20 protein-coding genes and 1 pseudogene are annotated in these 21,411 nt (G+C 72.9%); 11 read left to right on the top strand and 10 right to left on the bottom strand.

What is annotated here, in order from left to right:
* Window positions 1-61: 61 nt before the first annotated feature.
* A complete protein-coding gene (locus MUU72_RS16130; RefSeq protein ID WP_248013946.1) occupies window positions 62-1,879 on the top strand; it encodes a bifunctional metallophosphatase/5'-nucleotidase in 1,818 nt (605 codons plus the stop codon).
* A gap of 81 nt (window positions 1,880-1,960) precedes the next feature.
* On the opposite strand, the gene MUU72_RS16125 is transcribed toward MUU72_RS16130, so the two are convergent.
* Both MUU72_RS16125 and MUU72_RS16120 read right to left on the bottom strand, forming a co-directional pair.
* Window positions 1,961-2,167 carry a DUF397 domain-containing protein gene (locus MUU72_RS16125; protein ID WP_248013945.1) on the bottom strand — a complete coding sequence of 69 codons (207 nt, stop codon included), beginning with the start codon at window positions 2,165-2,167 and terminating at the stop codon, window positions 1,961-1,963.
* Window positions 2,154-3,041, bottom strand: a complete 888-nt coding sequence (locus MUU72_RS16120) for a helix-turn-helix domain-containing protein (protein ID WP_248013944.1) — start codon at window positions 3,039-3,041, stop codon at window positions 2,154-2,156. Before MUU72_RS16120 ends, MUU72_RS16125 begins: the two co-directional genes overlap by 14 nt.
* A 427-nt stretch (window positions 3,042-3,468) precedes the next feature.
* On the opposite strand from MUU72_RS16120, the gene MUU72_RS16115 reads away from it, so the two are divergent.
* Both MUU72_RS16115 and MUU72_RS16110 read left to right on the top strand, forming a co-directional pair.
* Window positions 3,469-3,711, top strand: a complete 243-nt coding sequence (locus MUU72_RS16115) for a hypothetical protein (protein ID WP_248013943.1) — start codon at window positions 3,469-3,471, stop codon at window positions 3,709-3,711.
* Between the two features lie 86 nt (window positions 3,712-3,797).
* Complete coding sequence (locus MUU72_RS16110; protein WP_248013942.1) at window positions 3,798-5,150, top strand: LmeA family phospholipid-binding protein; 1,353 nt, start codon at window positions 3,798-3,800, stop codon at window positions 5,148-5,150.
* Between the two features lie 86 nt (window positions 5,151-5,236).
* Here the strand turns inward: MUU72_RS16110 and MUU72_RS16105 are convergent, their stop codons facing one another.
* The 7 genes and pseudogenes from MUU72_RS16105 to MUU72_RS16075 all read right to left on the bottom strand — a co-directional run bounded on the left by MUU72_RS16105 (window position 5,237) and on the right by MUU72_RS16075 (window position 15,182).
* The gene (locus MUU72_RS16105) at window positions 5,237-6,781 is read right to left on the bottom strand and encodes a sensor histidine kinase (RefSeq protein ID WP_248013941.1); all 1,545 of its coding nucleotides are present in this window, start codon (window positions 6,779-6,781) and stop codon (window positions 5,237-5,239) included.
* Window positions 6,778-7,518 (bottom strand): response regulator transcription factor, encoded by a 741-nt coding sequence (locus MUU72_RS16100; RefSeq protein WP_248013940.1) that lies wholly within the window; start codon window positions 7,516-7,518, stop codon window positions 6,778-6,780. Before MUU72_RS16100 ends, MUU72_RS16105 begins: the two co-directional genes overlap by 4 nt.
* A gap of 189 nt (window positions 7,519-7,707) precedes the next feature.
* A complete protein-coding gene (locus MUU72_RS16095) occupies window positions 7,708-8,850 on the bottom strand; it encodes a S1C family serine protease (RefSeq protein WP_248013939.1) in 1,143 nt (380 codons plus the stop codon).
* Window positions 8,851-8,956: 106 nt separating this feature from the next.
* Window positions 8,957-9,982, bottom strand: a complete 1,026-nt coding sequence (locus MUU72_RS16090; RefSeq protein ID WP_248013938.1) for a LacI family DNA-binding transcriptional regulator — start codon at window positions 9,980-9,982, stop codon at window positions 8,957-8,959.
* 24 nt (window positions 9,983-10,006) lie between these two features.
* Entirely contained in the window at window positions 10,007-10,831 is an 825-nt protein-coding gene (locus MUU72_RS16085) for a response regulator transcription factor (protein ID WP_248013937.1), read from the bottom strand.
* 609 nt (window positions 10,832-11,440) lie between these two features.
* Window positions 11,441-13,350 (bottom strand): annotated as a pseudogene (locus tag MUU72_RS16080) (ABC transporter ATP-binding protein).
* A 98-nt stretch (window positions 13,351-13,448) separates the two neighbouring features.
* Complete coding sequence (locus MUU72_RS16075; protein ID WP_248013936.1) at window positions 13,449-15,182, bottom strand: ABC transporter ATP-binding protein; 1,734 nt, start codon at window positions 15,180-15,182, stop codon at window positions 13,449-13,451.
* 186 nt (window positions 15,183-15,368) lie between these two features.
* Between MUU72_RS16075 and MUU72_RS16070 the strand changes: the two genes are divergently transcribed.
* The 7 genes from MUU72_RS16070 to MUU72_RS16045 all read left to right on the top strand — a co-directional run bounded on the left by MUU72_RS16070 (window position 15,369) and on the right by MUU72_RS16045 (window position 19,951).
* On the top strand, window positions 15,369-15,614 hold the full coding sequence (locus MUU72_RS16070) for a MoaD/ThiS family protein (RefSeq protein WP_308403827.1): 246 nt from the start codon (window positions 15,369-15,371) through the stop codon (window positions 15,612-15,614).
* A 10-nt stretch (window positions 15,615-15,624) separates the two neighbouring features.
* The gene (locus MUU72_RS16065) at window positions 15,625-16,908 is read left to right on the top strand and encodes a hypothetical protein (protein ID WP_248013934.1); all 1,284 of its coding nucleotides are present in this window, start codon (window positions 15,625-15,627) and stop codon (window positions 16,906-16,908) included.
* Between the two features lie 196 nt (window positions 16,909-17,104).
* Entirely contained in the window at window positions 17,105-17,803 is a 699-nt protein-coding gene (locus MUU72_RS16060; RefSeq protein ID WP_248013933.1) for an LmeA family phospholipid-binding protein, read from the top strand.
* Between the two features lie 217 nt (window positions 17,804-18,020).
* Window positions 18,021-18,128 (top strand): Ms5788A family Cys-rich leader peptide, encoded by a 108-nt coding sequence (locus MUU72_RS35885; protein WP_372503121.1) that lies wholly within the window; start codon window positions 18,021-18,023, stop codon window positions 18,126-18,128.
* Between the two features lie 166 nt (window positions 18,129-18,294).
* Window positions 18,295-19,140, top strand: coding sequence for a sulfurtransferase (locus tag MUU72_RS16055; protein WP_248013932.1), 846 nt, complete (start codon window positions 18,295-18,297; stop codon window positions 19,138-19,140).
* 44 nt (window positions 19,141-19,184) lie between these two features.
* Entirely contained in the window at window positions 19,185-19,472 is a 288-nt protein-coding gene (locus tag MUU72_RS16050; RefSeq protein ID WP_066973622.1) for a DUF1416 domain-containing protein, read from the top strand.
* A 179-nt stretch (window positions 19,473-19,651) separates the two neighbouring features.
* Entirely contained in the window at window positions 19,652-19,951 is a 300-nt protein-coding gene (locus MUU72_RS16045) for a DUF3099 domain-containing protein (protein WP_248013931.1), read from the top strand.
* A gap of 55 nt (window positions 19,952-20,006) precedes the next feature.
* Here MUU72_RS16045 and MUU72_RS16040 read toward each other — a convergent pair whose 3' ends face one another.
* A complete protein-coding gene (locus tag MUU72_RS16040) occupies window positions 20,007-20,372 on the bottom strand; it encodes a DsrE family protein (RefSeq protein WP_248013930.1) in 366 nt (121 codons plus the stop codon).
* Window positions 20,373-20,681: 309 nt separating this feature from the next.
* On the opposite strand from MUU72_RS16040, the gene MUU72_RS16035 reads away from it, so the two are divergent.
* Window positions 20,682-21,269, top strand: a complete 588-nt coding sequence (locus tag MUU72_RS16035) for a heme-binding beta-barrel domain-containing protein (protein ID WP_248013929.1) — start codon at window positions 20,682-20,684, stop codon at window positions 21,267-21,269.
* The last annotated feature ends 142 nt before the right edge of the window (window positions 21,270-21,411 follow it).

Raw genomic sequence — 21,411 nt, 5'->3', positions numbered from 1 at the left:
CCCTTCTACGCGCGTCGACCATATGCTGCCGTCCGCTGCGCACCATCCACGGAGGGGAACCATGCCACCGACAGCCCAACGAGGCCGCCTGACCCGCAGATTGGCGGCCGGCGCCGCCGTGCTCGCCACCACCGCGGGCCTGGCCCTGACCGCCACCGCCGCACCCGCCGGCGCCGACAGCGCCCGGGCGCACCGCCCCGGCGGCACCGTCGACGTCCAGCTGCTGTCCTTCAACGACTTCCACGGCAACCTCGAACCGCCGCAGGGCTCCTCCGGCACCGTGGAGCAGGCGCAGCCCGACGGCACGAAGAAGACCGTCCCGGCCGGCGGCGTGGAATACCTCGCGCAGGCGCTGCGCACCGCCCGCAAGGGCCACCCGTACTCCGTCACCGCCGCGGCCGGCGACCTCATCGGCGCCAGCCCGCTGCTGTCCGGCCTCTTCCACGACGAGCCGACGATCGAGGCGATGAACGGGCTCGGCCTCGACGTCACCTCGGTCGGCAACCACGAATTCGACGAGGGCCGGGTGGAGTTGACCCGGATGCAGCGCGGCGGCTGCCACCCCAAGGACGGCTGCTACGAGAAGGGCAAGACGTTCGCGGGCGCGGACTTCCCCTACCTCGCCGCCAACGTCACCGACGACCGGACCGGCAAGCCGATCCTCAAGCCGTACACCGTCTGGCAGCACAACGGCGTGAAGATCGGCTTCATCGGGGTGACGCTCAAGGGCACCCCGGACATCGTCAACGCCGACGGGGTCAAGGGCCTCACCTTCCACGGCGAGGTCGAGACCATCAACAAGTACGCCAAGGTCCTGGACCGCCAGGGCGTCAAGGCGATCGTCGCGCTCATCCACGAGGGCGGCATGCCCGCCTCCACCTCGTACAACTACGACTGCGACAGCCCCGGCCCCGGTGACGGCATCTCCGGGCCGATCACGGAGATCGCCAAGCAGGTCACGCCGAAGGTCGACGCGCTGGTCACCGGCCACACCCACCAGTCCTACACCTGCACCATCCCGGACCCGGCCGGCCACCCGCGCACCGTCACCTCCGCCGCGTCCTACGGCCGGCTCTACACCGACACCACGCTCACCTACGACCGCCGCACCCGCGACATCGTCCGCACCGCGGTGCACGGCGCGCACGCGGTCAACCACGTCGTGGACCGCACGGGCCCCAAGGCGCCGGACATGACGTCCCTCATCGCCCGCTGGAACAAACTCGCCGCCCCGGTGGCGGGCAAGCCCGTCGGCTACATCTCCGCCGACATCAACGGCCGCGGCGCCGGCACCCCCGAGCAGCCGCTCGGCGACCTCATCGCCGACGCCCAGCTGGCGGCCACCCGCGACCCCGGCAAGGGCGGCGCCCAGCTCGCCCTGATGAACCCCGGCGGGATCCGCTCCGACCTCGCCTACAAGGCGTCCGGCGGCGAGGGCGACGGGGTGGTCACCTACGCCGAGGCGTTCACCGTCCAGCCGTTCACCAACATGACCAACGTGGTGAGCCTCACCGGCGCGCAGCTGCTGGCCGCCCTCCAGCAGCAGGTCAGCGGCGCCAACGCGGCCTCCCCCAAGATCCTCCAGGTGTCCGACGGGCTCACCTACACCCTGGACCTGACCAAGCAGGGCGCCGACCGGGTGCGCGCCGACACGGTCCGGCTCAACGGTGCCCCGCTCGACCCGGCGAAGACCTACCGCGTAGCCATGAACGAGTTCCTGGCCGGCGGCGGTGACGGCTTCCCGGCCCTGAAGCAGGGCACCGACAAGTACGTCGGCCCCTCCGACCTGGACGCGCTGACCGCGTACCTGACGGCCCGTTCGACGCCGTCCGCCCCGCTGGCCCCGCCGAAGGCGGACCGCATCACCGTGCTGAAGTAGCGCCCGCGGCGGCGCCACCGCCCCGCGCTCCTCGCACCCGATGCCCCCGCACGCGCACTCCGTGCGGGGGCATCGCCGCTCCTACGACGCGCGGAAAGCGCCCTCCACCACCCCGGCGACGAACGCCCGCCACCCCTCGGCGGAACTGACCACCACGGGCCCGCCCGCCTGCTTGCTGTCCCGAGCGGCAACGGTGTCGCCGAGCAGCGCCACCTCCACGCACTCACCGTTTCCTGCGCTGTAACTCGACTTGAACCACACTGCGTCGGCTGCCTCAACGCTGCTCATACTCTCCCGCCACCTCTGCGATCAGGCGCCGCGACGCCGAATCATCGAGCGCCTTCTCCCAGATGTCTCGGAACGCCGCGTCGTACTCTTCTACTTCCTTCGGCTTGTCCAGATACAAACTCCCTGTAAAGCCTTCCACATAGACGGTGGCGGGTTCCGTTTCACTCCCGTCCGCGTTGAGGGGGAAGCGCAGAAGGTTGAATCCCCCTGAAGCGACGCCGAGGTGCATTCCTCGGGCGAACGGCACGACGCGAATGGCGACGTTCGGACGTTCCGACATGTAGATCAGGTGGGCGAGTTGCCGCATCATCACGTCGGACCCGCCGATGGGACGCCGCAACACCGTCTCGTTCAACGCGACGCGCAGCTCAAGCGGATCAACAGGCCGAGTGAGGCTCGCCTGCCGCTCCATGCGCAGGCGTACTCGTCCGTCCAAGTTCTCCTGGCTGATGCCGCGCAGGTGGCCACGGATGACCGCCTCCGCATAGCCCTCTGTTTGCAAATGCCCTGGGATGAGCTCGCTCTGGTACAGGGACGTGCTGGCCGCAGCGTCCTCCAAACCCACGTAGAGCTGAAATCCCTCCGGGATCACATCGCCGTACGCATGCCACCACCCGCGCGCCTTGGTTTCCTTGGCCAGGCCCATCAGGGCCTCGGTCAGGTCCGCAGGCGCGCCGTAGACCGTGCACATCGTCTGGACGTCGTGGCTGCGTAACGAGACCTGACCCGTCTCGATACGCCACATCTTCGCTTCCGACCACTCAAGGGCGCGGGCCGCGGCGCGCACCGTGAGGCGGGACTTGCCCCGCAACTCTCTCAGGTGACGTCCCAGTTGACGCCTCGGCACCGTCGATCCCGTAGGCCCGTCAGCCATGAGCCCACCCCCTGCACTCAGCTCGAAGGATTCCCGACACCCGAGATGCAAGCAGCCGGATACCCCGTCCGCAATGACGGTCTTCCGTTCGAACAATCAGTCTCGAATCTCCGAAGAGAAGTCTTGCTGATCCCGTCCGGCGCTCGGCAGGCTGAACCCATCGTCGCTCTCCGCGTTCGCGCGACTGCGCAATGCGGCCATGTTTGAGCGCTCATCCGTCCTGCCGAGACTGACTGAAGGGCACCCCCATGCCGACCTATGGACCGCCGGCCCCCGCGCCCTGGCCCGCTCCGCCGCAGCCGTACCCCGGGTGCGTGCGCTGCGGAGAGCTCGACGCCCGGCGCGGCATCGCCCGGGACACGTGCGACCGCAGCCTCGAAACGGACTGCAACGTCCTGCTGCGGCGGCACCTGCGGGAGGCGCACTCGTGATCGTCTCGCTGACCGTGCCCGGGGCGGAGGTCCGGCCCGGGGACCTCGTGGCCGTCGGCGGCATTCCGCACACCGTGGTGGACACCCGCGAACTCGGCGGCTTCCGCAAGCGACTTCAGTTCGCCGACGGTAACGCGTACGTGCTCGCCCGGACGGCACTGATCGAGGTCGCGCGGCCGCACGGGCCGCGGGGCGCCGCCCCGACGGGCCGTCAGGGCGCTTGGCGGCGCCCGGGCTGAGCTCCGGGGCCGGACGCCTTTCGGCTATCTCACATTCCAGCGGCCGGACTTGCGCTGCCGGGACCCGCTCGTGGTGGGATGTGCTGATGCGAACCCCCACACGCATATCGCCGCCCCCGCCCCCGTCCCCCCACTCGTCCCTCCACCAGGAGCGGGCGCAGGGGGACACCAGAGAACTCCCGCCCGTCAATCCGTACGCGGATCTGGCCGCGCTCGCCGATCCCGAGCCGGAGCCGGGCGCCCCGGACGGCGGTGCCGGGACGCCGCCGCGGCGGCGCGCCTACCTCAACGAACGGGACGACAGCGACGATCCGCTGGGGCTGGGCCTGCGTTCGGACGACGAGGACGACGAGGACGACGCCTGGTCGCCGCCGGACCACCGGAAGCGGAAGCGGGGCATCAGCCGGTTCGCGGCCGTGCCCCGCACCCTGAAACTGCTGGTCGCGGTGGCGGTCTGCACCGGTGTCCTGGCCCTGGGCGACCGCTTCGCCGTGCTCTACGCGCAGAACAGGGCCGAGGAGCAGGTGCAGACCGCGCTGCACCTGCACGCCCGGCCCGAGGTCGACATCCACGGCTTCCCGTTCCTGACCCAGGTGCTGGCCAAGCGGCTGGACCGGGTGGACGTGGTGATCCCGGACGTGGCCGCGGACCGGGTGTCGCTGGCGAAGGTGGCGGCGACCGCCCGGGACATCCGGCTCGACGGCGATCTGCCGACCGCCCTCAAGGGCGCGACGGTGGGTGAGATGCACGGCACGGTGCTGCTCGCCTTCGACGACATGAACCGCGAACTGGGCGCTTCGCAGGTGAAGTTCAGCGAACGGGGCCGCAACGGCGTGCGCGCGGTCGGCGAGCTGCCGATCGCGGGCCAGACCCTGCGGGTGCAGGCGGAGGCGCGCATCCGGCGCAACGGGGACCGCGGGGTCTCCACCGAGATCGGGCAGATGCGGCTGGACATCGGCGACGTGGCGGTCTACCGGCCGGGCACCGGCAAGGACGAGGGCCTGCGGCTGACCCGGAAGGGCGCCGCGGAGCTGAGCCGGCAGGCCGCCCGGATCAAGGCGATGCTCAGCATCCCGGCCATCGCCGAGCGGATCGGGATCCCGAAGGGGTACCTCGACGCGGCGCTGCGCAGCGACGACAAGCTGCACGAGCTGACCGGGTCGCCGCGCTTCGTCCACCAGCTGATGCAGGTCAACCTCGTCGACGTGGTGCTGGACCACCCCTGGCTGCTCCAGAAGGTCGGCATCGACCCGAAGGTGCTCGGCGCCCTCACCGACCTGACCAAGCCGCAGCTCGCGGACCGGCTGTCGCTCTCCTTCCAGCTCCCGAAGACCCCGGGCGATGTGCGGCTGCGCAACATCACCGTCGTCCCCGAGGGCATCCAGGCCGAACTGACCGGCTCCGGCCTCCCCTTCGGAGACGCGGCGAAGGGGAAGTAAGGGGTGGGGCGGTGCGGCGCGGGGAGCCGGCGGGACTGCGGCTCCCCAGCGCACCGGCCGGCGGCCACCACGCCCCCGGGCCGCCGCTACCCCTCAGCCGCCCCGGCCTCCCCGGCCTCCGGCCCCGGCCCCGGCCCCGGCCCCGGTATGTCCGGCGGCGGGGTGGGCGCGCCCGGGAGGGTGAGCAGGGCCTCGGTGCCGCCGCCGGGGGCGTTGCGGAGCCGGACGCCGCCGCCGGCCTGCTCGGCCGTGCGGGCCACGATGGACAGGCCCAGGCCGCTGCCCGGCAGGCTGCGGGCGGAGGGCGAGCGCCAGAACCGCTCGAAGACGTGCGGGAGCTCGTCGGGCGGGATGCCGGGGCCGTGGTCCCGGACGGTCAGCGCGCCGCCGGCCAGCCGGACCTCGACCGTGCCGCCGGGCGGGCTGAACTTCACCGCGTTGTCGAGGAGGTTGACCACCGCCCGCTCCAGCGCGGCCGGCTCGGCCCGGACGTACCAGGCGCCGAGGTCGGCGGTGAAGGTGAGGGAGGGGCCGCGCAGCCGGGCCCGGTCGAGCGCGGCGCCGGCGATGTCGTGGAGGGCGACCACCCGGGCCGCCGGCGTGCCGCCGCCGGCGCCGGTCTCCGGCGGGCGGGAGAGCACCTGGAGGTCGCCGATCAGCGCCGCCAGCTCGCCCATCTGGGCCTTCACCGAGGCGAGCAGGGCCTCCTTGTCGGCGGCCGGGATCGGCCGGCCGGAGCGCTCGCTGCGCTCCAGGAGGTCGATGTTGGTGCGCAGCGACGTCAGCGGCGTCCGCAGCTCGTGGCCGGCATCGGCGATCAGCTGCTGCTGGAGGTCGCGGGAGGCGGCCAGCGCGGCGGTCATGGCGTTGAAGGACCGGGAGAGCCGGGCGATCTCGTCCTCGCCGTCGGCGGGGATGCGGATGGTGAGGTCCTGGGTGCGGGCGACGTGCTCGACCGCGGCGGTCAGCCGGTCGACGGGGGTGAGCGCCGCCCTGGCCACCCACAGGCCGGCCGTCGCCGCGCCCAGCACCCCGACCCCGGCGACGATCAGCAGCACCAGCGCCAGCTGGTTGAGCGGGTCGGTGACCTGGTCCATCGGCGCGGCGACCGAGATCGCCAGCCGGCCGCCCAGCGCGTCGGTGACCGGGCCGTGGTACGGGACGGTGGAGACCCGCATCTCGGTGCCGTTCTCGTCCTTGGTGGTGTGCACCGCGCCGGCCAGCCGCCCGGCGGCGACCGCCTGGTCGGTCCGCTGGGCGGGGATCGGCGACTTGCTGGGCGAGGTGCACACCGAGCCGGCGGGGGTGACCAGCTGGATGGTGTACGGGGTGGGCTGGAAGCGGACGTTGAGCGGCTGGCCGGCGCACAGGGCGCTGATCGCCTGGACGTAGTCGGAGTTGACCTCGACGGTGCTCAGGGTGGTGTCGAGCTGCTCGGTGAGCCGGTCGCGGGTGATCAGCCAGCAGGCGGCGGCGGACAGCGCCACCGCGAAGGCGACCGCGACCGCGGTGAGCAGCGCCAGCCGGGAGCGCAGCGGCAGCCGGCGGAAGCGCGTCAGGCCGGCGGGCCCGTGCGGCGGGCGGCTGCCCTCCGCCTCCGGTGGCCGGCGGTCCCCGTCGGTGCCGTTCATTCCGCGCCGCCCTCCAGCCGGAGCACGTAGCCGACCCCGCGCACGGTGTGGACCAGGCGCGGCTCACCGCCCGCCTCGGTCTTGCGGCGGAGGTACATGACGTAGACGTCGAGGGAGTTGGAGGTCGGTTCGAAGTCGAAGCCCCAGACGGCCTTGAGGATCTGCTCGCGGGTGAGGACCTGCCGGGGGTGGGCCAGGAACATCTCCAGCAGCGTGAACTCCGTGCGGGTCAGCTCGACCGGGCGGCCGCCACGGGTGACCTCGCGGGTGGCGAGGTTCATCCGCAGGTCGGCGAAGGTCAGCAGCTCGCTCTCGTCGGGCCCGGCGGCGCCGGCCGCGGCGGCGTACGAGCTGCGGCGGAGCAGGGCGCGGATCCGGGCCAGCAGCTCGTCCAGCTCGAAGGGCTTGACGAGGTAGTCGTCGGCGCCGGCGTCCAGGCCGGTGACCCGGTCGCCGACGGTGTCCCGGGCGGTGAGCATCAGGATGGGCACCGTGACGCCGCCGGCCCGCAGCCGGCGGGCGGCGGTCAGGCCGTCCATCCGGGGCATCAGCACGTCCAGCACGATCAGCTCGGGGTCGTAGGAGGCGACCTTCTCCACCGCGTCCAGGCCGTCGACGGCCTGCTCGGTCCCGTACCCCTCGAAGGCGAGGGAGCGCTGGAGGGCTTCGCGGACCGCGGGCTCGTCGTCGACGATCAGGATGCGGGCGGGGTGATCACCGTGCTCGGCGGGGCTCATGTGCGTGACTACCTCGGTGTGCGGGGTGCGGACGACCGGCGGGGGCTTTCTGACGCCTTCAGCCTGACACGGAAGCCCGCACCGGCGGACGCCCTGTGGACAACCACCTGTGGAGCGCCGCCGGTGGACGACCGCCGGTGGGCACCCACCTGCGGACCACCGCGGCGGGCGTCCCGGCGCGCGCCCCGGTCAGACCCCGCTGTTCCCGCCGCCGCTGCCGCCGCTGCGCAGCGCGTCCAGGTCGGCCTTGACGGTGTTGATCGGTATCGCGAAGCCGAGGCCGACGCTGCCCGCCTGGCTGCTGTCCGACGAACCGGGCGCGTACATGGCCGAGTTGATGCCGATGATCTGGCCCTGGAGGTTGATCAGGGCGCCCCCGGAGTTGCCCGGGTTGAGCGCGGCGTCGGTCTGGATCGCCTTGTAGGTGGTCTTGGAGGAGCCGGTGTCGCCGTTGTACTGGTTGCCGCCGAACTCGAACGGCCAGCCACCGCCGCCGCCCCCGAAGAAGCCGCGGCCCCCGCCCGGCCCCTGGCCCTGGTCCTGGCTCCGGCCGTCCTCCTTGGGGACGGTCACATCGCGGTTGAGCGCGGAGACGATACCGCTGGTCACCGAGCCGGTGAGGCCCTCGGGCGAGCCGATGGCGACCACCGGGTCGCCGACCGCGAGCTTGTCCGAGTCGCCGAGCACCGCGTGCGTCAGCCCCTTGGCGCCCGCCACCTTGACCAGGGCGAGGTCCTTGGCGGGGTCGGTGCCGACCACCGTCGCGGTCTTCCTGCTGCCGTCGCTGAAGACGACGCTCACCGTGCGGGCGCCGGCCACCACGTGGTTGTTGGTGATGATCTCGCCGCTGCTGGTGATCACCACGCCGGAGCCGGTGGACTCGCCGCCCGCGGTCCGCGCCTTGATCTCGACGATGGCGGGGCTGACGGCCTTGGCCACCCCCGCGACACCGGAGCCGCCGCCGGAGTTCTGCCCGGCGTTGACCAGCGGGGTGGAGACGCCGCCGGTCTGGCTGCTCTGCTGGGTGGCGCCGGCGATCAGCGCCGCGCTGCCGCCGCCGATCAGCCCCGAGGCCAGCGCCACCGCCGCGATCAGCGCGATCGGCCGCCGCGCCCCGCGCCGCGGCTCCCCGGCCACCGGGCCGTCCGCGGCGGGCTGCCCGGGACCGTACGGGGGCGGCGGCGGGACGGCGCCGTGCGCCCGGTCCGCCCCGGGCCCGGCGGCGTACGCCGTCCCGTGGTCGCTGCCGTGGCCGGTGCCGTACTCGGTGCCGTAGGCGTACGGCCGGTCCTGGGGCATCTCCTCGCCGCTGCGGCGGTAGCTCTCGGTCATGGCTATGACTGTGCGGCCGCTGCATGAGAACCGTCTGAGAGCGTCCTGAGAGACCCGACAGAAGTCGGTATGCCCGGTATAAGGACGCCCGCGGGCCGTGGTCCGCTCAGCCCCCGCACCCGCACGACCGCCGCACCACCAGCCGCGAGGGGAACTGCCGCAGCCGCTCGCGGCGCGACCCGACCACCCGCAGCCCGTCGTCCAGCACCAGGTCCACCGCGGCCCGGGCCATCGCCTGCCGGTCCGAGGCCACCGTCGTCAGCGGCGGATCGGTCAGCGCGGCCTCCTTGACGTCGTCGAAGCCGGCCACCGCCAGCTCGCCCGGTACGTCGATCCGCAGCTCGCGGGCGGCCCGCAGCACGCCGATCGCCTGGTCGTCGGTGGCGCACATGATGGCCGGCGGCCGGTCCGGCCCGGCCAGCACCCGCAGCGCGACCTGGTAGGCGTCGTAGCGGTTGTACGGGGCCTGGAAGTAGCGGCCCTCCGGGCTCCGCCCCGACTCCAGCATCGCCCGCCGCCAGCCTTCGACGTGGTCGGTGACCGGGTCGCCGGACTTGGGGGTCTCCTCCGTGCCGCCCAGGAAGGCGACGTAGGGGTGGCCGTGCTCCAGGAGATGCCGGGTCGCCAGCTGCGCGCCCCAGATGTCGTCGGTCATCACCGCGACGTCGTCGATGGCGTCCGGCCGCCGGTGCAGCAGCACCACCCGGGCGTCCCACGCCTCGATCTCCGCGGCGGCGTGCTCGCTGGGGCCCTGGCTGATCAGGATCAGCCCGGCCACCCGCATCCCGAGGAACGCGCGGAGGTAGTGCACCTCGCGCTCGTCGAGGTAGTTGGCGTTGCCGACCAGCACCATCTTGCCTCGCTCGGAGGCGGCCTGTTCGACGGCGTGCGCCATCTCCGCGAAGAACGGCTGCCGGGTGTCCGGCACGATCAGACCTATGAGGTCGGTGCGGCGGGACGCCATCGCCTGCGCGACCCGGTCGGGCCGGTAGCCGAGCTCCTTGATGGCGGCGAGTACCCGCTCGCGCGTGGCCGGGGCGACCGGCCTCGGTCCGTTGTTGATGACGTAACTGACCACGGCGGTCGAAGTCCCCGCCAGTTTTGCTACGTCATCCCGCGTCACCTTGGCCACGCGCGGCAGTCTACGCGGGTGGTCCTACCTCCGGGCAGGCTGCGCGGAGGCGGATCCGGCGCCCGACGAGGACGAACGCGCCGGGGCCCGCCCGCCGCTCCGCCCGCCGCGGCCGCCGTCCTTCGCCCCGGCGGTGCCGTCCTCCTGCGCCTGGGCCTCGGCCGCGGCCCGCTCCACCTTCTCCGGCACCACGAAGCGGTAACCGACATTCCGGACGGTGCCGATCAGCGACTCGTGCTCGGGGCCGAGCTTGGCCCGCAGCCGCCGCACGTGCACGTCCACCGTGCGGGTACCGCCGAAGTAGTCGTAGCCCCACACCTCCTGGAGCAGCTGGGCGCGGGTGAAGACCCGGCCCGGGTGCTGCGCCAGGTACTTGAGCAGCTCGAACTCCTTGAAGGTCAGGTCCAGGACCCGGCCCTTGAGCTTGGCGCTGTAGGTGGCCTCGTCCACGGAGAGGTCGCCGGTGCGGATCTCGGTCGGGCCGTTGTCGGTGGTGATCTGCTGGCGGCCCATCGCCAGCCGCAGCCGGGCCTCGACCTCGGCCGGGCCGGCGGTGTCCAGCAGCACGTCGTCGATGCCCCAGTCGGCGGTGACGGCGGCCAGGCCGCCCTCGGTGACCACCAGCACCAGCGGACACCCCGGCCCGGTGGACCGCAGCAGCTGGCACAGTGACCGTACGTGCGGAAGGTCACGGCGGCCGTCGATCAGTATGACGTCGGCTCCTGGGGTGTCGATCAGGGCCGGACCCTCGGCGGGGGCCACCCGGACGCTGTGCAGCAGCAAGCCGAGCGCCGGAAGCACCTCCGTCGATGGCTGGAGGGCATTGGTCAGGAGCAGAAGCGAACTCACTTCCGACCACCTACCCGGTTTCCGGCGAGCTCGATCCTGTAAGGCTCGCTGTCCTGCACGCTTCGCTTGCCCATGACGTCTGGTTCCTCCTCGGTCCCTGCGACGGGGGCACCCCCCGGACCGGCCGGGGGTGTCTGCGGCACTGCTTCGTACGGGGTGCTTCCGGTCACACGCTTTGCGTGCGGGAAAGCACAAAAGGACCCGGGGGCGACGCTGCCCGGATCCTTCTTGCCCAGCAGAATAGCTCACCTGACGTGCGGACCCGAGGCCGATTTTGCACGTTCTTGTGTTCCGTCGATCACTTCGAGTGGTCACCGCGCGACCCGTTGACGGTCCGGCGCGCCCCTCACCGGGGTGCCCGCGGCCCCGGGATTCCGGGCCGGGAAGCCCTCCGCGCACCCCCTGGCGAGGGCCGCCGCCGGCCCCGGGCGGCGGGCGCTCCCCCGGCCGGCGCCGGCTCGCCCGAATGGCCCGAACCCGGCCGTCCCGGCCGCCGGCCCGCCCCTCCCGACCCGGGGGTCGGTTTCCGGCCAGGGGGAGCACGGCGGGCGCACGGTTGCGTGCGCCGACGGCGCCGCCGCGGCGGGTGCGCCCGGCGCGGCGGGCGCCCTACTCGGCCTCCGCCACCGCCTCGGCGAACTGGGCCGCGTAGAGCCGGGCGTACGCGCCCCCGGCGGCCAGCAGGGCGTCGTGGCCGCCCTGCTCCACGATGGCGCCGTTCTCCATCACCAAGATCACGTCGGCGTCCCGGATGGTGGACAGGCGGTGGGCGATCACGAAACTGGTCCGGCCGGTGCGCAGCTGGGCCATCGCGTGCTGGATGAGGACCTCGGTGCGGGTGTCGACCGAGCTGGTGGCCTCGTCCAGGACCAGGATCGCCGGTTCCGCCAGGAAGGCCCGGGCGATGGTGATCAGCTGCTTCTCGCCGACCGAGACGTTGCCGCCCTCCTCGTCGATGACGGTGTCGTAGCCGTCGGGGAGGGTGCGCACGAAGCGGTCGACGTGGGTGGCCCGGGCGGCCTCGACGATCTTCTCCCGGGGGGGCCCTCGGGGGCACCGTAGGCGATGTTCTCGGCGATGGTGCCGCCGAACAGCCAGGTGTCCTGGAGGACCATGCCGATGTGCCCGCGCAGCTCCTCGCGGGACATGGTGGCGATGTCCACCCCGTCGAGGGTGATCCGGCCGCCGCGCACCTCGTAGAACCGCATCAGGAGATTGACCAGCGTGGTCTTGCCGGCGCCGGTCGGCCCGACGATGGCGACGGTCTGGCCGGGGCGGACGGCCAGCGAGAGGCCGTCGATGAGCGGCTTGTCCTCGTCGTAGCGGAACGAGACGTCCTCGAAGGCGACCCGGCCGGTGACGCGCTCCGGGCGGGCCGGAAGCTCCGGGTCCGGGTCCTGCTCGGGGGCGTCGAGCAGTTCGAAGACCCGCTCGGCGGAGGCGACACCGGACTGGACGAGGTTGGCCATCGAGGCGACCTGGGTCAGCGGCTGGCTGAACTGGCGGCTGTACTGGATGAACGCCTGCACGTCGCCGATGGACAGCGCGCCGGACGCCACCCGCAGACCGCCGACGACGGCCACCAGCACGTAGTTGAGGTTGCCGATGAACATCATCGCGGGCTGGATGATGCCGGAGATGAACTGGGCCCGGAAACCGGCCTCGTACAGCGCCTCGTTCTGCGCGCGGAACAGCTCCGCGGACTCCTTCTGGCGGCCGAAGACCTTCACCAGGGAGTGCCCGGTGTACATCTCCTCGATGTGCGCGTTGAGCTTGCCGGTGGTCTTCCACTGCCGGACGAACTGCGGCTGGGCGCGCTTGCCGACCCGGGTGGCGACCAGCACCGAGACCGGGACGGTGAGCAGTGCGACCAGCGCCAGCAGCGGCGAGATCCAGAACATCATGGCCAGCACGCCCACGATGGTCAGCAGCGAGGCCACGATCTGGCTCAGGGTCTGCTGGAGCGTCTGCTGGATGTTGTCGATGTCGTTGGTGGCGCGGGAGAGCACCTCGCCGCGCTGCTGCCGGTCGAAGTAGCCGAGCGGCAGCCGGGCCAGCTTCTCCTCGACCTCCTCGCGCAGCCGGTAGACGGTGCGCTGGACGACCCGGGTGGCGATCCGGGCCTGGACGAAGCCGAAGAGGGCCGAGCCGGCGTAGATCAGCGCGACCCAGAGCAGGACCGTGCCGACCGCGCCGAAGTCGATACCGCGGCCGGGGACGACCGGCATGGTGGCGAGCATGTCGGCGAGCCCGCCCTGCCCGTGCGCCCGCAGCTGCGCGGCCGCCTCCGCCGGGCTCAGGCCCGCCGGCAGCCGGCGGCCGATGATCCCGGACATGATCAGGTCGGTGGCCCGGCCCAGCACCTTGGGGCCGGCGACGGTCAGCGCCACGCTCGCCACGCCCAGCAGCAGCGCGAGCGCGATGGCGCCGCGCTCCGGCCGCATCCGGGCCAGCAGCCGCTTGCCGGAGCCCTTGAAGTTCAGCGACTTCTCGACCGGGCCGCCCATCATCCGGGCCATCGGGCCGCCACCGGGGGCCGGACCGCGCCGGGGCGCGGCGGCCGGGGCCGCGCCGGAGCCGCCGGCGGGGCCGGCCGCCGTCTGCTTGTCCGCGGTGGTCACGCCGCCTCCTGCTCGGTGAGCTGGGAGAGCACGATCTCCCGGTACGTGTCGTTGCCGGCCATCAGCTCGGTGTGGGTGCCGGTGCCCACGATCCGGCCCTCGTCCAGGACCACGATCCGGTCGGCGCCGCGGATCGTGGAGACCCGCTGGGCGACGATCACCACGGTGGCCCGCCCGGTCTCCCGGGCCAGCGCGGCGCGCAGGGCCGCGTCGGTGGCGTAGTCCAGGGCCGAGAAGGAGTCGTCGAAGAGGTAGATCTCCGGTTTGCGGACCAGCGCCCGGGCGATCGCCAGCCGCTGCCGCTGGCCGCCGGAGACGTTGCCGCCGCCCTGCGCGATCGGCGCCTCCAGGCCGCCCGCCATCCGCTCGACGAAGTCCCGGGCCTGCGCGGTCTCCAGGGCGTGCCACAGCTCCTCGTCGGTGGCGTCCGGGTTGCCGTAGCGCAGGTTGCTGGCGACCGTCCCGGAGAAGAGATACGGCTTCTGCGGCACCAGGCCGACGACCGACGCCAGCGTCTGCGGTGCCAGGGTGCGCACGTCCGCCCCGTTGACCAGGACGGTGCCGGCGGTGGCGTCGAAGAGCCGGGGCACCAGCCCCAGCAGGGTGGACTTGCCGGAGCCGGTCGAGCCGATGACGGCGGTGGTCTCACCGGGGCGGGCGGCCAGCGTGATGTCCTTCAGGACCGGCTGCTCGGCGCCGGGGTAGCGGAACTCCACCCCGCGCAGCTCCAGTTCGCCGTGGCGGCGCAGCTCGGTGACCGGTTCGGCGGGCGGGACGACGCTGGACTCGGTGGCCAGCACCTCCTGGATGCGCTCGGCGCAGACCTCGGCGCGCGGCAGCATCATCACCATGAACGTCGCCATCATGATCGACATCAGGATGTACATGAGGTAGCTGAGGAACGCCGTCAGCGCCCCGATCTCCATCCGCTCGGCGTCGATGCGCAGCCCGCCGAACCACACCACCGCCACGCTGGAGAGGTTCACGATCAGCATGACCAGCGGGAACATCATCGACATCAGCCGGCCGGCGCGCATCGACACGTCGTAGAGGTCGGTGTTGGCGGCCGCGAAGCGGGTGCGTTCGTGCCCGTCGCGGACGAAGGCGCGGATCACCCGGATACCGGCGATCTGCTCGCGCAGGACGCGGTTGACGGTGTCGATGCGCTCCTGCACCCCGCGGAACAGCGGCCGCATCCGGCGCACGATCAGTGAGACGAGGATCCCGAGGACCGGGACGATGACCAGGAGGAGCGCCGACAGCGGCACGTCCTGGTTGAGCGCCATGACGACACCGCCGACGCACATGATCGGCGCCGAGACCATCATCGTGAACGTCAGCAGGACCAGCATCTGGACCTGCTGGACGTCGTTGGTGGTGCGGGTGATCAGCGAGGGCGCGCCGAAGGTGCCCATCTCCCGGGCGGAGAAGGACTGCACCCGGTCGAAGACCGCGGCCCGGACGTCCCGGCCCAGGGCCATGGCCGTACGGGCGCCGAAGAAGACCGCGCCGGTCGCGCAGACGATCTGCACCAGCGTGACCGCGAGCATCAGGCCGCCGAGCCGGAAGATGTAGCCGGTGTCCCCCTGCACGACACCGTTGTCGATGATGTCGGCGTTGAGGGTGGGCAGGTAGAGCGTCGCCAGGGTCTGGATCAGCTGGAGCGCAATGATCAGGGATATGGAGCGCCTGTAGGGCCGCAGATGCGCCCGCGCGAGTCGGACCAACACAGGCCGGAGCCTATGCGAACGTTTGCCGCCGGCCATCGTATTTATCCGAACCGTGCGGGAAACGGCCCGACCGCCCCGCTCTCCACCGCGACTTGCCCTTGAACCGGTCCGGTTCCGGCGTACGCCATCATGGAGGCGGCAAGAGCCCCCCGACACGAAGAGGCCGCCGTGACAAGAACTGGCACCGTGCGCTACTGGGCCGCGGCCAAGGCCGCCGCCGGCACGGCAGAGGAGCCGTACGCGGCGGCGACGCTCGCCGAGGCGCTGGACGCGGCGCGCGCCGCGCACGCCGCCGACCCCGAGTTCGCCCGCGTCCTGCTGCGCTGCTCGTTCCTGGTGGACGGCGTCCAGGTGGGCTCGCGCGACCACGCGGAGGTGCCGCTGACCCAGGGCGGCACGGTCGAGGTCCTGCCGCCGTTCGCCGGAGGATGAGCAGAGGGTCATGAGCGACAACCAGCCGCACCCCCACCAGAGCCCGTACGACCCGTACGGCACCCACGCCCCGCAGGACCCGCACCAGGCCGCCCAGGGGTACCCGGGGCACCGGGCCCCCCAGGCCCACCAGGGGTACGCCCCGCAGCCCGCCCCCGGCTCCCCGTACGGGCAGCAGCCCTACGACCCCGCCGTGCAGCAGCCGCAGCAGTCACCCCAGCAGCCGCACCCCCAGCCCTACCCGCACCACCACCAGCCCCCGTACCCCCAGCACGCGCAGTACCCGCACGTGCAGCACCCCCAGCCCGCGCAGTACCCCCAGCAGCCTCCGGCGCCCTACGGCTACGAGGCGTACGGCCAGGCACCGCAGCAGCAGCCGGGCACGCCGCCGGCCGCCCACGAGCCGGCCCGCGGACCGGCCGTCCACGCGGCCGCGCATGCCGCCACCGCCGCGCCCGGGCCCGTGCCGGCCGGCCACCCGGCGCCCGGCCCCGCCGCGCCCGCACCGGCCGCCGCACCGCCCCCCGCCGCCCCCCTGAAGCCCAACCAGCTCGCCCGCGCCGAGGGCCGTTCGCCGATCATCCCGCCCGGGATCCAGCCGGCCGCGGTGACCGCGCTGCTCGCCCTGCTGCTGGCACTGGCCGCCCCGCTCTCCCGCCCGGTGCTGGCCGTCCCGGTGGTGCTGCTCCAGGCCGTCACCGCGGCCGGCTGGTTCCGGCTGAACGGCATGTGGCCGGCCCGGCAGGGCATCGCGCTGGCCTTCCTGGGTGGCGTGGCCACCGACGCCGGCCTGCTCGCCACCCCGCCGGAGGACGCGCCGCTGGTGGCCCTCGGCACGCTCGGCGTGTGGTGCCTGCTCGTCCTCGTCCTCCAGCTGCGCAACCGCAGCAGCGCCGACGAGCGGATGTACGCGCTCACCGCGGGCCTGACCTCGTCCGCGCTGGCGGTGCTCGCCGCGGGCCAGCTGGCCGCGGAGCCGGACGCGGTGGTGGTGGGCGCCGCCGCGGTGGCCCTGGCGGTGCTCCTCCGCGCGCTGCCGCTGCCCGGTCCCGTCACCCTGGTACTGGGGCTGCTGGCGGGCGCCGGCGGCGGCTGGGCCGCGGCGCAGCTGACCGGCCTGGGCACCACCGCGGGCGCGCTGCTCGGCCTGGCCGCCGCCGGCTGCGCCCTGATCGGCCTGCGGGTGGCCAGTTACGACTACCCGTCGAAGTTCGTGCACATGACCGCGGGCGTGGCCCTGCCGCTGGCCCTGGCGGCCCCGGCGGTCTACGTCCTGGGCCGGGCCCTGGGGTAGCCGGGCCCGCCGGCCACCCCCCGCGGCGGCGGCCGTACGGAGCGCACGATCCGGCGCCCGGTACGGCCGCCGTTGCCGTTCGCCCGACCCGGTCGTCTAGGGTTCCCCGGAAGCGCGGGCTGGGGGCCCGCGCCCGTACTGGACCGGACGAACCGGCCGGGAGCCGTCCCGGCCGCCACAAGTGGGGGTTGGTTCGATGCGCGCACTGAAGGTGCTGCTCGTCCTCGTCGTCATATTCGGCGGGCTGTTCGTGGCGGCCGACCGCTTCGCGGTCAACTTCGCCGAGAACAAGGCCGCGGACAAGCTCCGCAACATGCAGGGCGTCACCTCCACGCCGGAGGTGTCCATCAAGGGCTTCCCGTTCCTGACCCAGGTCGCCGGGCGGAACCTCGACGAGGTGGACGCCGACCTCGATCACGTCGCGGCCCGCTCCGAGGGCCGCACGCTGACCCTCAAGCACCTCTCGGCGCAGTTCCGCGACGTGGCGCTGACCAGCGACTACACCTCGATCGAGAGCGCCGCGTCGGCCACCGCCACGGCCGAGATCTCCTACGCGGACATGACCAACGCGGCCGGCGGCGGCGTCAAGATCTCCTACGGCGGCGAGAAGGACGGCCGCGCCCGGGTGAAGATCTCGCCCAACGTCCCGCTGCTCAGCTCCTTCGACGTCACCGGCTCGATCAGCGTGCACGGCAACACCGTCCAGGTGCGGGCCGACAGCCTGCCGGCGATGTGCCGGGCGCTCCCGGGCTGCGAGAGCAAGGTGCGGGCGCAGACCGACCACGGCTGGAAGCTGGACCAGCTGCCCGGCAACCTCAAGCTGGAGAAGGTCACCACCACCGCGCAGGGCATCTCCGTCACCGCGTCGGGCACCGACGTCAAGCTCACCGGCTGAGCCGGCCCGGCCGGCGGCGGCCCTCCCCACCGGACCGCCGCCCGTCCACCTGCTGAGACACCCGGGTCCGTACGCCAGACCCCCCACCGGCGACGGCGCCCCGCCGGGCCGCGCGCACCCGCGCGCCCGGCCCTCTCATCCCGCATCGCGGACAATCTCATCTCGCCATATGACACACCGGTGACACGCCGCACTCTCCGTCCCTACGATCGGAGCCATGCAGAGCGCATGGAGCGGTCTCCGTCCACGGGGACAGGCGGTACTGACGAAGCGGCGGGCAGTCGACCTGTGCCGTGTCGCCGCCATGCTCTGTCGCCCTTCCTGACGGGCCCTTCGCACCCCGTCGCCCTCCCGGCCGGCCCGCCTCCCGGTGCCGCGCCCCCACGAGTTCCCCGCACAGCGCCGCGCGCCTCTTTGGTCGCGCCGCGCCCGCTGGTGTACCCGTGCACCCCTCAGACCTGCCCCCGCAACTGCCCCGGAGGAGAGAAGCAATGAGCCGTAGCGACGTCCTGGTAGACGCCGACTGGGTCGAGGCCCACCTGGACGACCCGAAGGTCGTCATCGTCGAGGTCGACGAGGACACCTCGGCCTACGACAAGAACCACATCAAGAACGCGGTCCGGATCGACTGGAAGCAGGACCTCCAGGACCCGGTCCGCCGCGACTTCGTCGACCAGGAGGGCTTCGAGAAGCTGCTCTCCGCGAAGGGCATCGCCAACGACGACACCGTCGTCCTCTACGGCGGCAACAACAACTGGTTCGCGGCCTACGCCTACTGGTACTTCAAGCTCTACGGCCACGACAGCGTCAAGCTCCTCGACGGCGGCCGCAAGAAGTGGGAGCTGGACTCCCGCGACCTGGTCGACGGCTCCGAGGTCCCGCAGCGCCCGGCCACCGACTACAAGGCCAAGGCCCAGGACACCTCCATCCGCGCCTTCCGCGACGACGTGGTCGCCGCGATCGGCGCCAAGAACCTGGTCGACGTCCGGTCGCCCGACGAGTTCAGCGGCAAGCTGCTGGCCCCCGCGCACCTCCCGCAGGAGCAGTCGCAGCGCCCCGGCCACGTGCCCAGCGCCCGCAACATCCCCTGGTCGAAGAACGCCAACGACGACGGCACCTTCAAGTCGGACGAGGAGCTGACGGCCCTCTACGAGCAGGAGTCCGTGGACCTGTCCAAGGACACCATCGCCTACTGCCGGATCGGCGAGCGCTCCGCGCTGACCTGGTTCGTCCTGCACGAGCTGCTCGGCCAGTCCAACGTCAAGAACTACGACGGCTCCTGGACCGAGTACGGCTCGCTGGTCGGCGTCCCGATCGAGCTCGGCGCCGGCAAGTAGTCCCGACCAGCCCTCCCCTCCCTACCCCTCAAGGAAGTACCGCTATGTGTGGAGCACAGGCCGGCGGCCCGGACGCCTCGACCATCAAGCCCGGTGAGACCACGATCCAGGGCAGCGTGACCCGCGACGGCGAGCCCGTCACCGGTTACGTCCGCCTGCTGGACAGCACCGGCGAGTTCACCGCCGAGGTCCCCACCTCGGCGACCGGACAGTTCCGCTTCTACGCGGCCGAGGGCACCTGGACGGTGCGCGCCCTCGTGCCGGGCGCCACCGCGGACCGCACGGTCGTCGCCCGGAAGGGCGGGCTGGCGGAGGTCGCCATCGCCGTCTGACGGCACGCGCGCGACGGACCCGCGACCCGGGTCCGTACGGCCGAAGGGCCGCACCCCAGGGGTTTGGACGCCTTGGCTGTGGGGTGCGGCCCTTCGTGCCGCCGCGGCGCCCACCGGTCCCCGCACGGACCGTGGGCGCCGCACTTCTTTCCCGCGGGCCGCGGTCTTACCGTGGAGGTATGTACGCGCCCGCGCGCCGCCGGCCCACCCCGCCGCAGCGCCGCCACCGCCGGTACTTCGCCCTGATGGGCGTGTGCCTGGCGCTGTTCGTGCTGGCGTGGAGCGTGGTGCGGCTGTGGTCGGTGCCGGCCGCGGTCGCGATGTGCGTGGTCGCCATGGTCATCCCGCCGGTCGCGGCGGTCGTCGGCAACCGCCGGGAGCCCGGCGAACGCTGGTGGGACGAGTCCGGGGACCCGGAGTCGGACCGCTGGTGGCGCGAGCTGGACGACCGGGACGACGAGCAGCGCCGCCGGGGCTGACGCCGCCGGCGGCCACCGCCGCGCTCCGCACGGGCCCGCGCCGGGCCCGCCCGGCTCAGTAGACCAGCGCCTGGACGCCGTCCGGCATGATCTCGCTGACGAAGAGCTGCGAGCCGGCGATGCCCGCGCCCTCGATCAGGTCCTTGTCCTCGATACCGCGCCGGGCCGCGCACTGCGTGCAGACCGTGATCGCCCCGCCGCCCGCGCGGATGCCCTCGATCAGCTCCGGCAGCGGCGCCGCGTGCGGCAGCTCGAACTCCGCCGCCCGCCCGGGCAGCGCGAACCACACCGATTCCCCGGTCAGCCACAGCGACACCTCGACGCCGCTGGCCACCGCCACCGCCGCCACCGTGAACGCCTGCGAGCACCGCTCGGGCGCGTCCGCGCCCGCCGTCACCTTGATCACCAGCTTCTTGGCCATGCCCCCAGCGTAGGCGCGGCGGGCGCCGGGGGCCGCGAACGGCGGCCGGTGGACCTCACAGCGCCGCCGCCGGTGGCGCCGACTAGACTCGCAGGCGGTCCGTAACCCTCACCCTCCGCCCAAGGAGCGCGCTCGTGCTTGAGGCATTCTTCACCACCCTGCTGGTTCTGGTCGCCGTCGGCGTGATCGCCTTCGCCGGGCTGACCTGGAAGAAGCTGTACCAGGGCCAGCGCTGACCGCCCCCCTTGCCCACCCCTCACAGGAGCGCCTCGCGCGCCCCTGCCCCGACACGACAGATCGCCTGAGCTCATGATCGAGATCCCGTCCGACCTGAACCCGTCGCTGGTGCCGCTCGCCTTCCTCCTCGGCCGCTGGGAGGGTGCGGGGGTCTTCGACTTCCCCGGCGCCGAGAAGTGCAACTTCGGCCAGGAAGTCACCTTCAGCCACGACGGCCGCGACTTCCTCGAATACACCTCCCGCACCTGGGTGCTCGACAGCGAGGGCAAGCAGGTCCGCCCGCTGGAGACCGAGACCGGCTTCTGGCGCGTCGGCGCGGACCGCAAGGTCGAGGCCGTGATGACCCGCGACCAGGGCGTCGTCGAGATCTGGTACGGCGAGCTGGCCGACAAGAAGCCGCAGATCGACCTGGCCACCGACGCCATCGCGCGGACCGCGGCGGCCGGCCCGTACACCGGCGGCAAGCGGCTCTACGGCTACGTCAAGGGCGACCTGATGTGGGTCGGTGAGCGCGCCACTCCCGAGGTGCCGCTGCGCCCCTACATGTCCGCGCACCTGAAGAAGGTCGCCGACCTCAAGGAGTGGGCCGAGAGCCTGCCCGACGACATGCCCGACGGCGTCTCCTTCTTCCGCCCGGACGGCACGCCGTACGAGGGCTGACGGCCCGGCCGGGGCCGCCCCGGCACCCCGACAACTGCATGACGCGCCCCGCGGGGGAAGTCCGGTGAGAGTCCGGCGCTGACCCGCAACGGTAAGCGGACGCCCCTGCCCGGGGCGCGCTCCGCGAGCCCGATCGCCCGCG

Origin of the sequence: Streptomyces rhizoryzae (assembly GCF_023155275.1) — a bacterium.
Lineage (GTDB): Bacteria > Actinomycetota > Actinomycetes > Streptomycetales > Streptomycetaceae > Streptomyces > Streptomyces rhizoryzae.
This window is presented reverse-complemented; position numbering and strand designations above follow the sequence as displayed.

Excerpts from the sequence above, each read along its gene's own strand:
- MUU72_RS16130 (WP_248013946.1), top strand. The coding sequence starts at position 62 with ATGCCACCGACAGCCCAACGAGGCCGCCTGACCCGCAGATTGGCGGCC.
- MUU72_RS16125 (WP_248013945.1), bottom strand. The coding sequence starts at position 2,167 with ATGAGCAGCGTTGAGGCAGCCGACGCAGTGTGGTTCAAGTCGAGTTAC.
- MUU72_RS16120 (WP_248013944.1), bottom strand. The coding sequence starts at position 3,041 with ATGGCTGACGGGCCTACGGGATCGACGGTGCCGAGGCGTCAACTGGGA.
- MUU72_RS16110 (WP_248013942.1), top strand. The coding sequence starts at position 3,798 with ATGCGAACCCCCACACGCATATCGCCGCCCCCGCCCCCGTCCCCCCAC.
- MUU72_RS16105 (WP_248013941.1), bottom strand. The coding sequence starts at position 6,781 with ATGAACGGCACCGACGGGGACCGCCGGCCACCGGAGGCGGAGGGCAGC.
- MUU72_RS16100 (WP_248013940.1), bottom strand. The coding sequence starts at position 7,518 with ATGAGCCCCGCCGAGCACGGTGATCACCCCGCCCGCATCCTGATCGTC.
- MUU72_RS16095 (WP_248013939.1), bottom strand. The coding sequence starts at position 8,850 with ATGACCGAGAGCTACCGCCGCAGCGGCGAGGAGATGCCCCAGGACCGG.
- MUU72_RS16065 (WP_248013934.1), top strand. The coding sequence starts at position 15,625 with ATGAGCGACAACCAGCCGCACCCCCACCAGAGCCCGTACGACCCGTAC.
- MUU72_RS16060 (WP_248013933.1), top strand. The coding sequence starts at position 17,105 with ATGCGCGCACTGAAGGTGCTGCTCGTCCTCGTCGTCATATTCGGCGGG.
- MUU72_RS35885 (WP_372503121.1), top strand. The coding sequence starts at position 18,021 with ATGCAGAGCGCATGGAGCGGTCTCCGTCCACGGGGACAGGCGGTACTG.
- MUU72_RS16055 (WP_248013932.1), top strand. The coding sequence starts at position 18,295 with ATGAGCCGTAGCGACGTCCTGGTAGACGCCGACTGGGTCGAGGCCCAC.
- MUU72_RS16050 (WP_066973622.1), top strand. The coding sequence starts at position 19,185 with ATGTGTGGAGCACAGGCCGGCGGCCCGGACGCCTCGACCATCAAGCCC.
- MUU72_RS16045 (WP_248013931.1), top strand. The coding sequence starts at position 19,652 with ATGTACGCGCCCGCGCGCCGCCGGCCCACCCCGCCGCAGCGCCGCCAC.
- MUU72_RS16040 (WP_248013930.1), bottom strand. The coding sequence starts at position 20,372 with ATGGCCAAGAAGCTGGTGATCAAGGTGACGGCGGGCGCGGACGCGCCC.
- MUU72_RS16035 (WP_248013929.1), top strand. The coding sequence starts at position 20,682 with ATGATCGAGATCCCGTCCGACCTGAACCCGTCGCTGGTGCCGCTCGCC.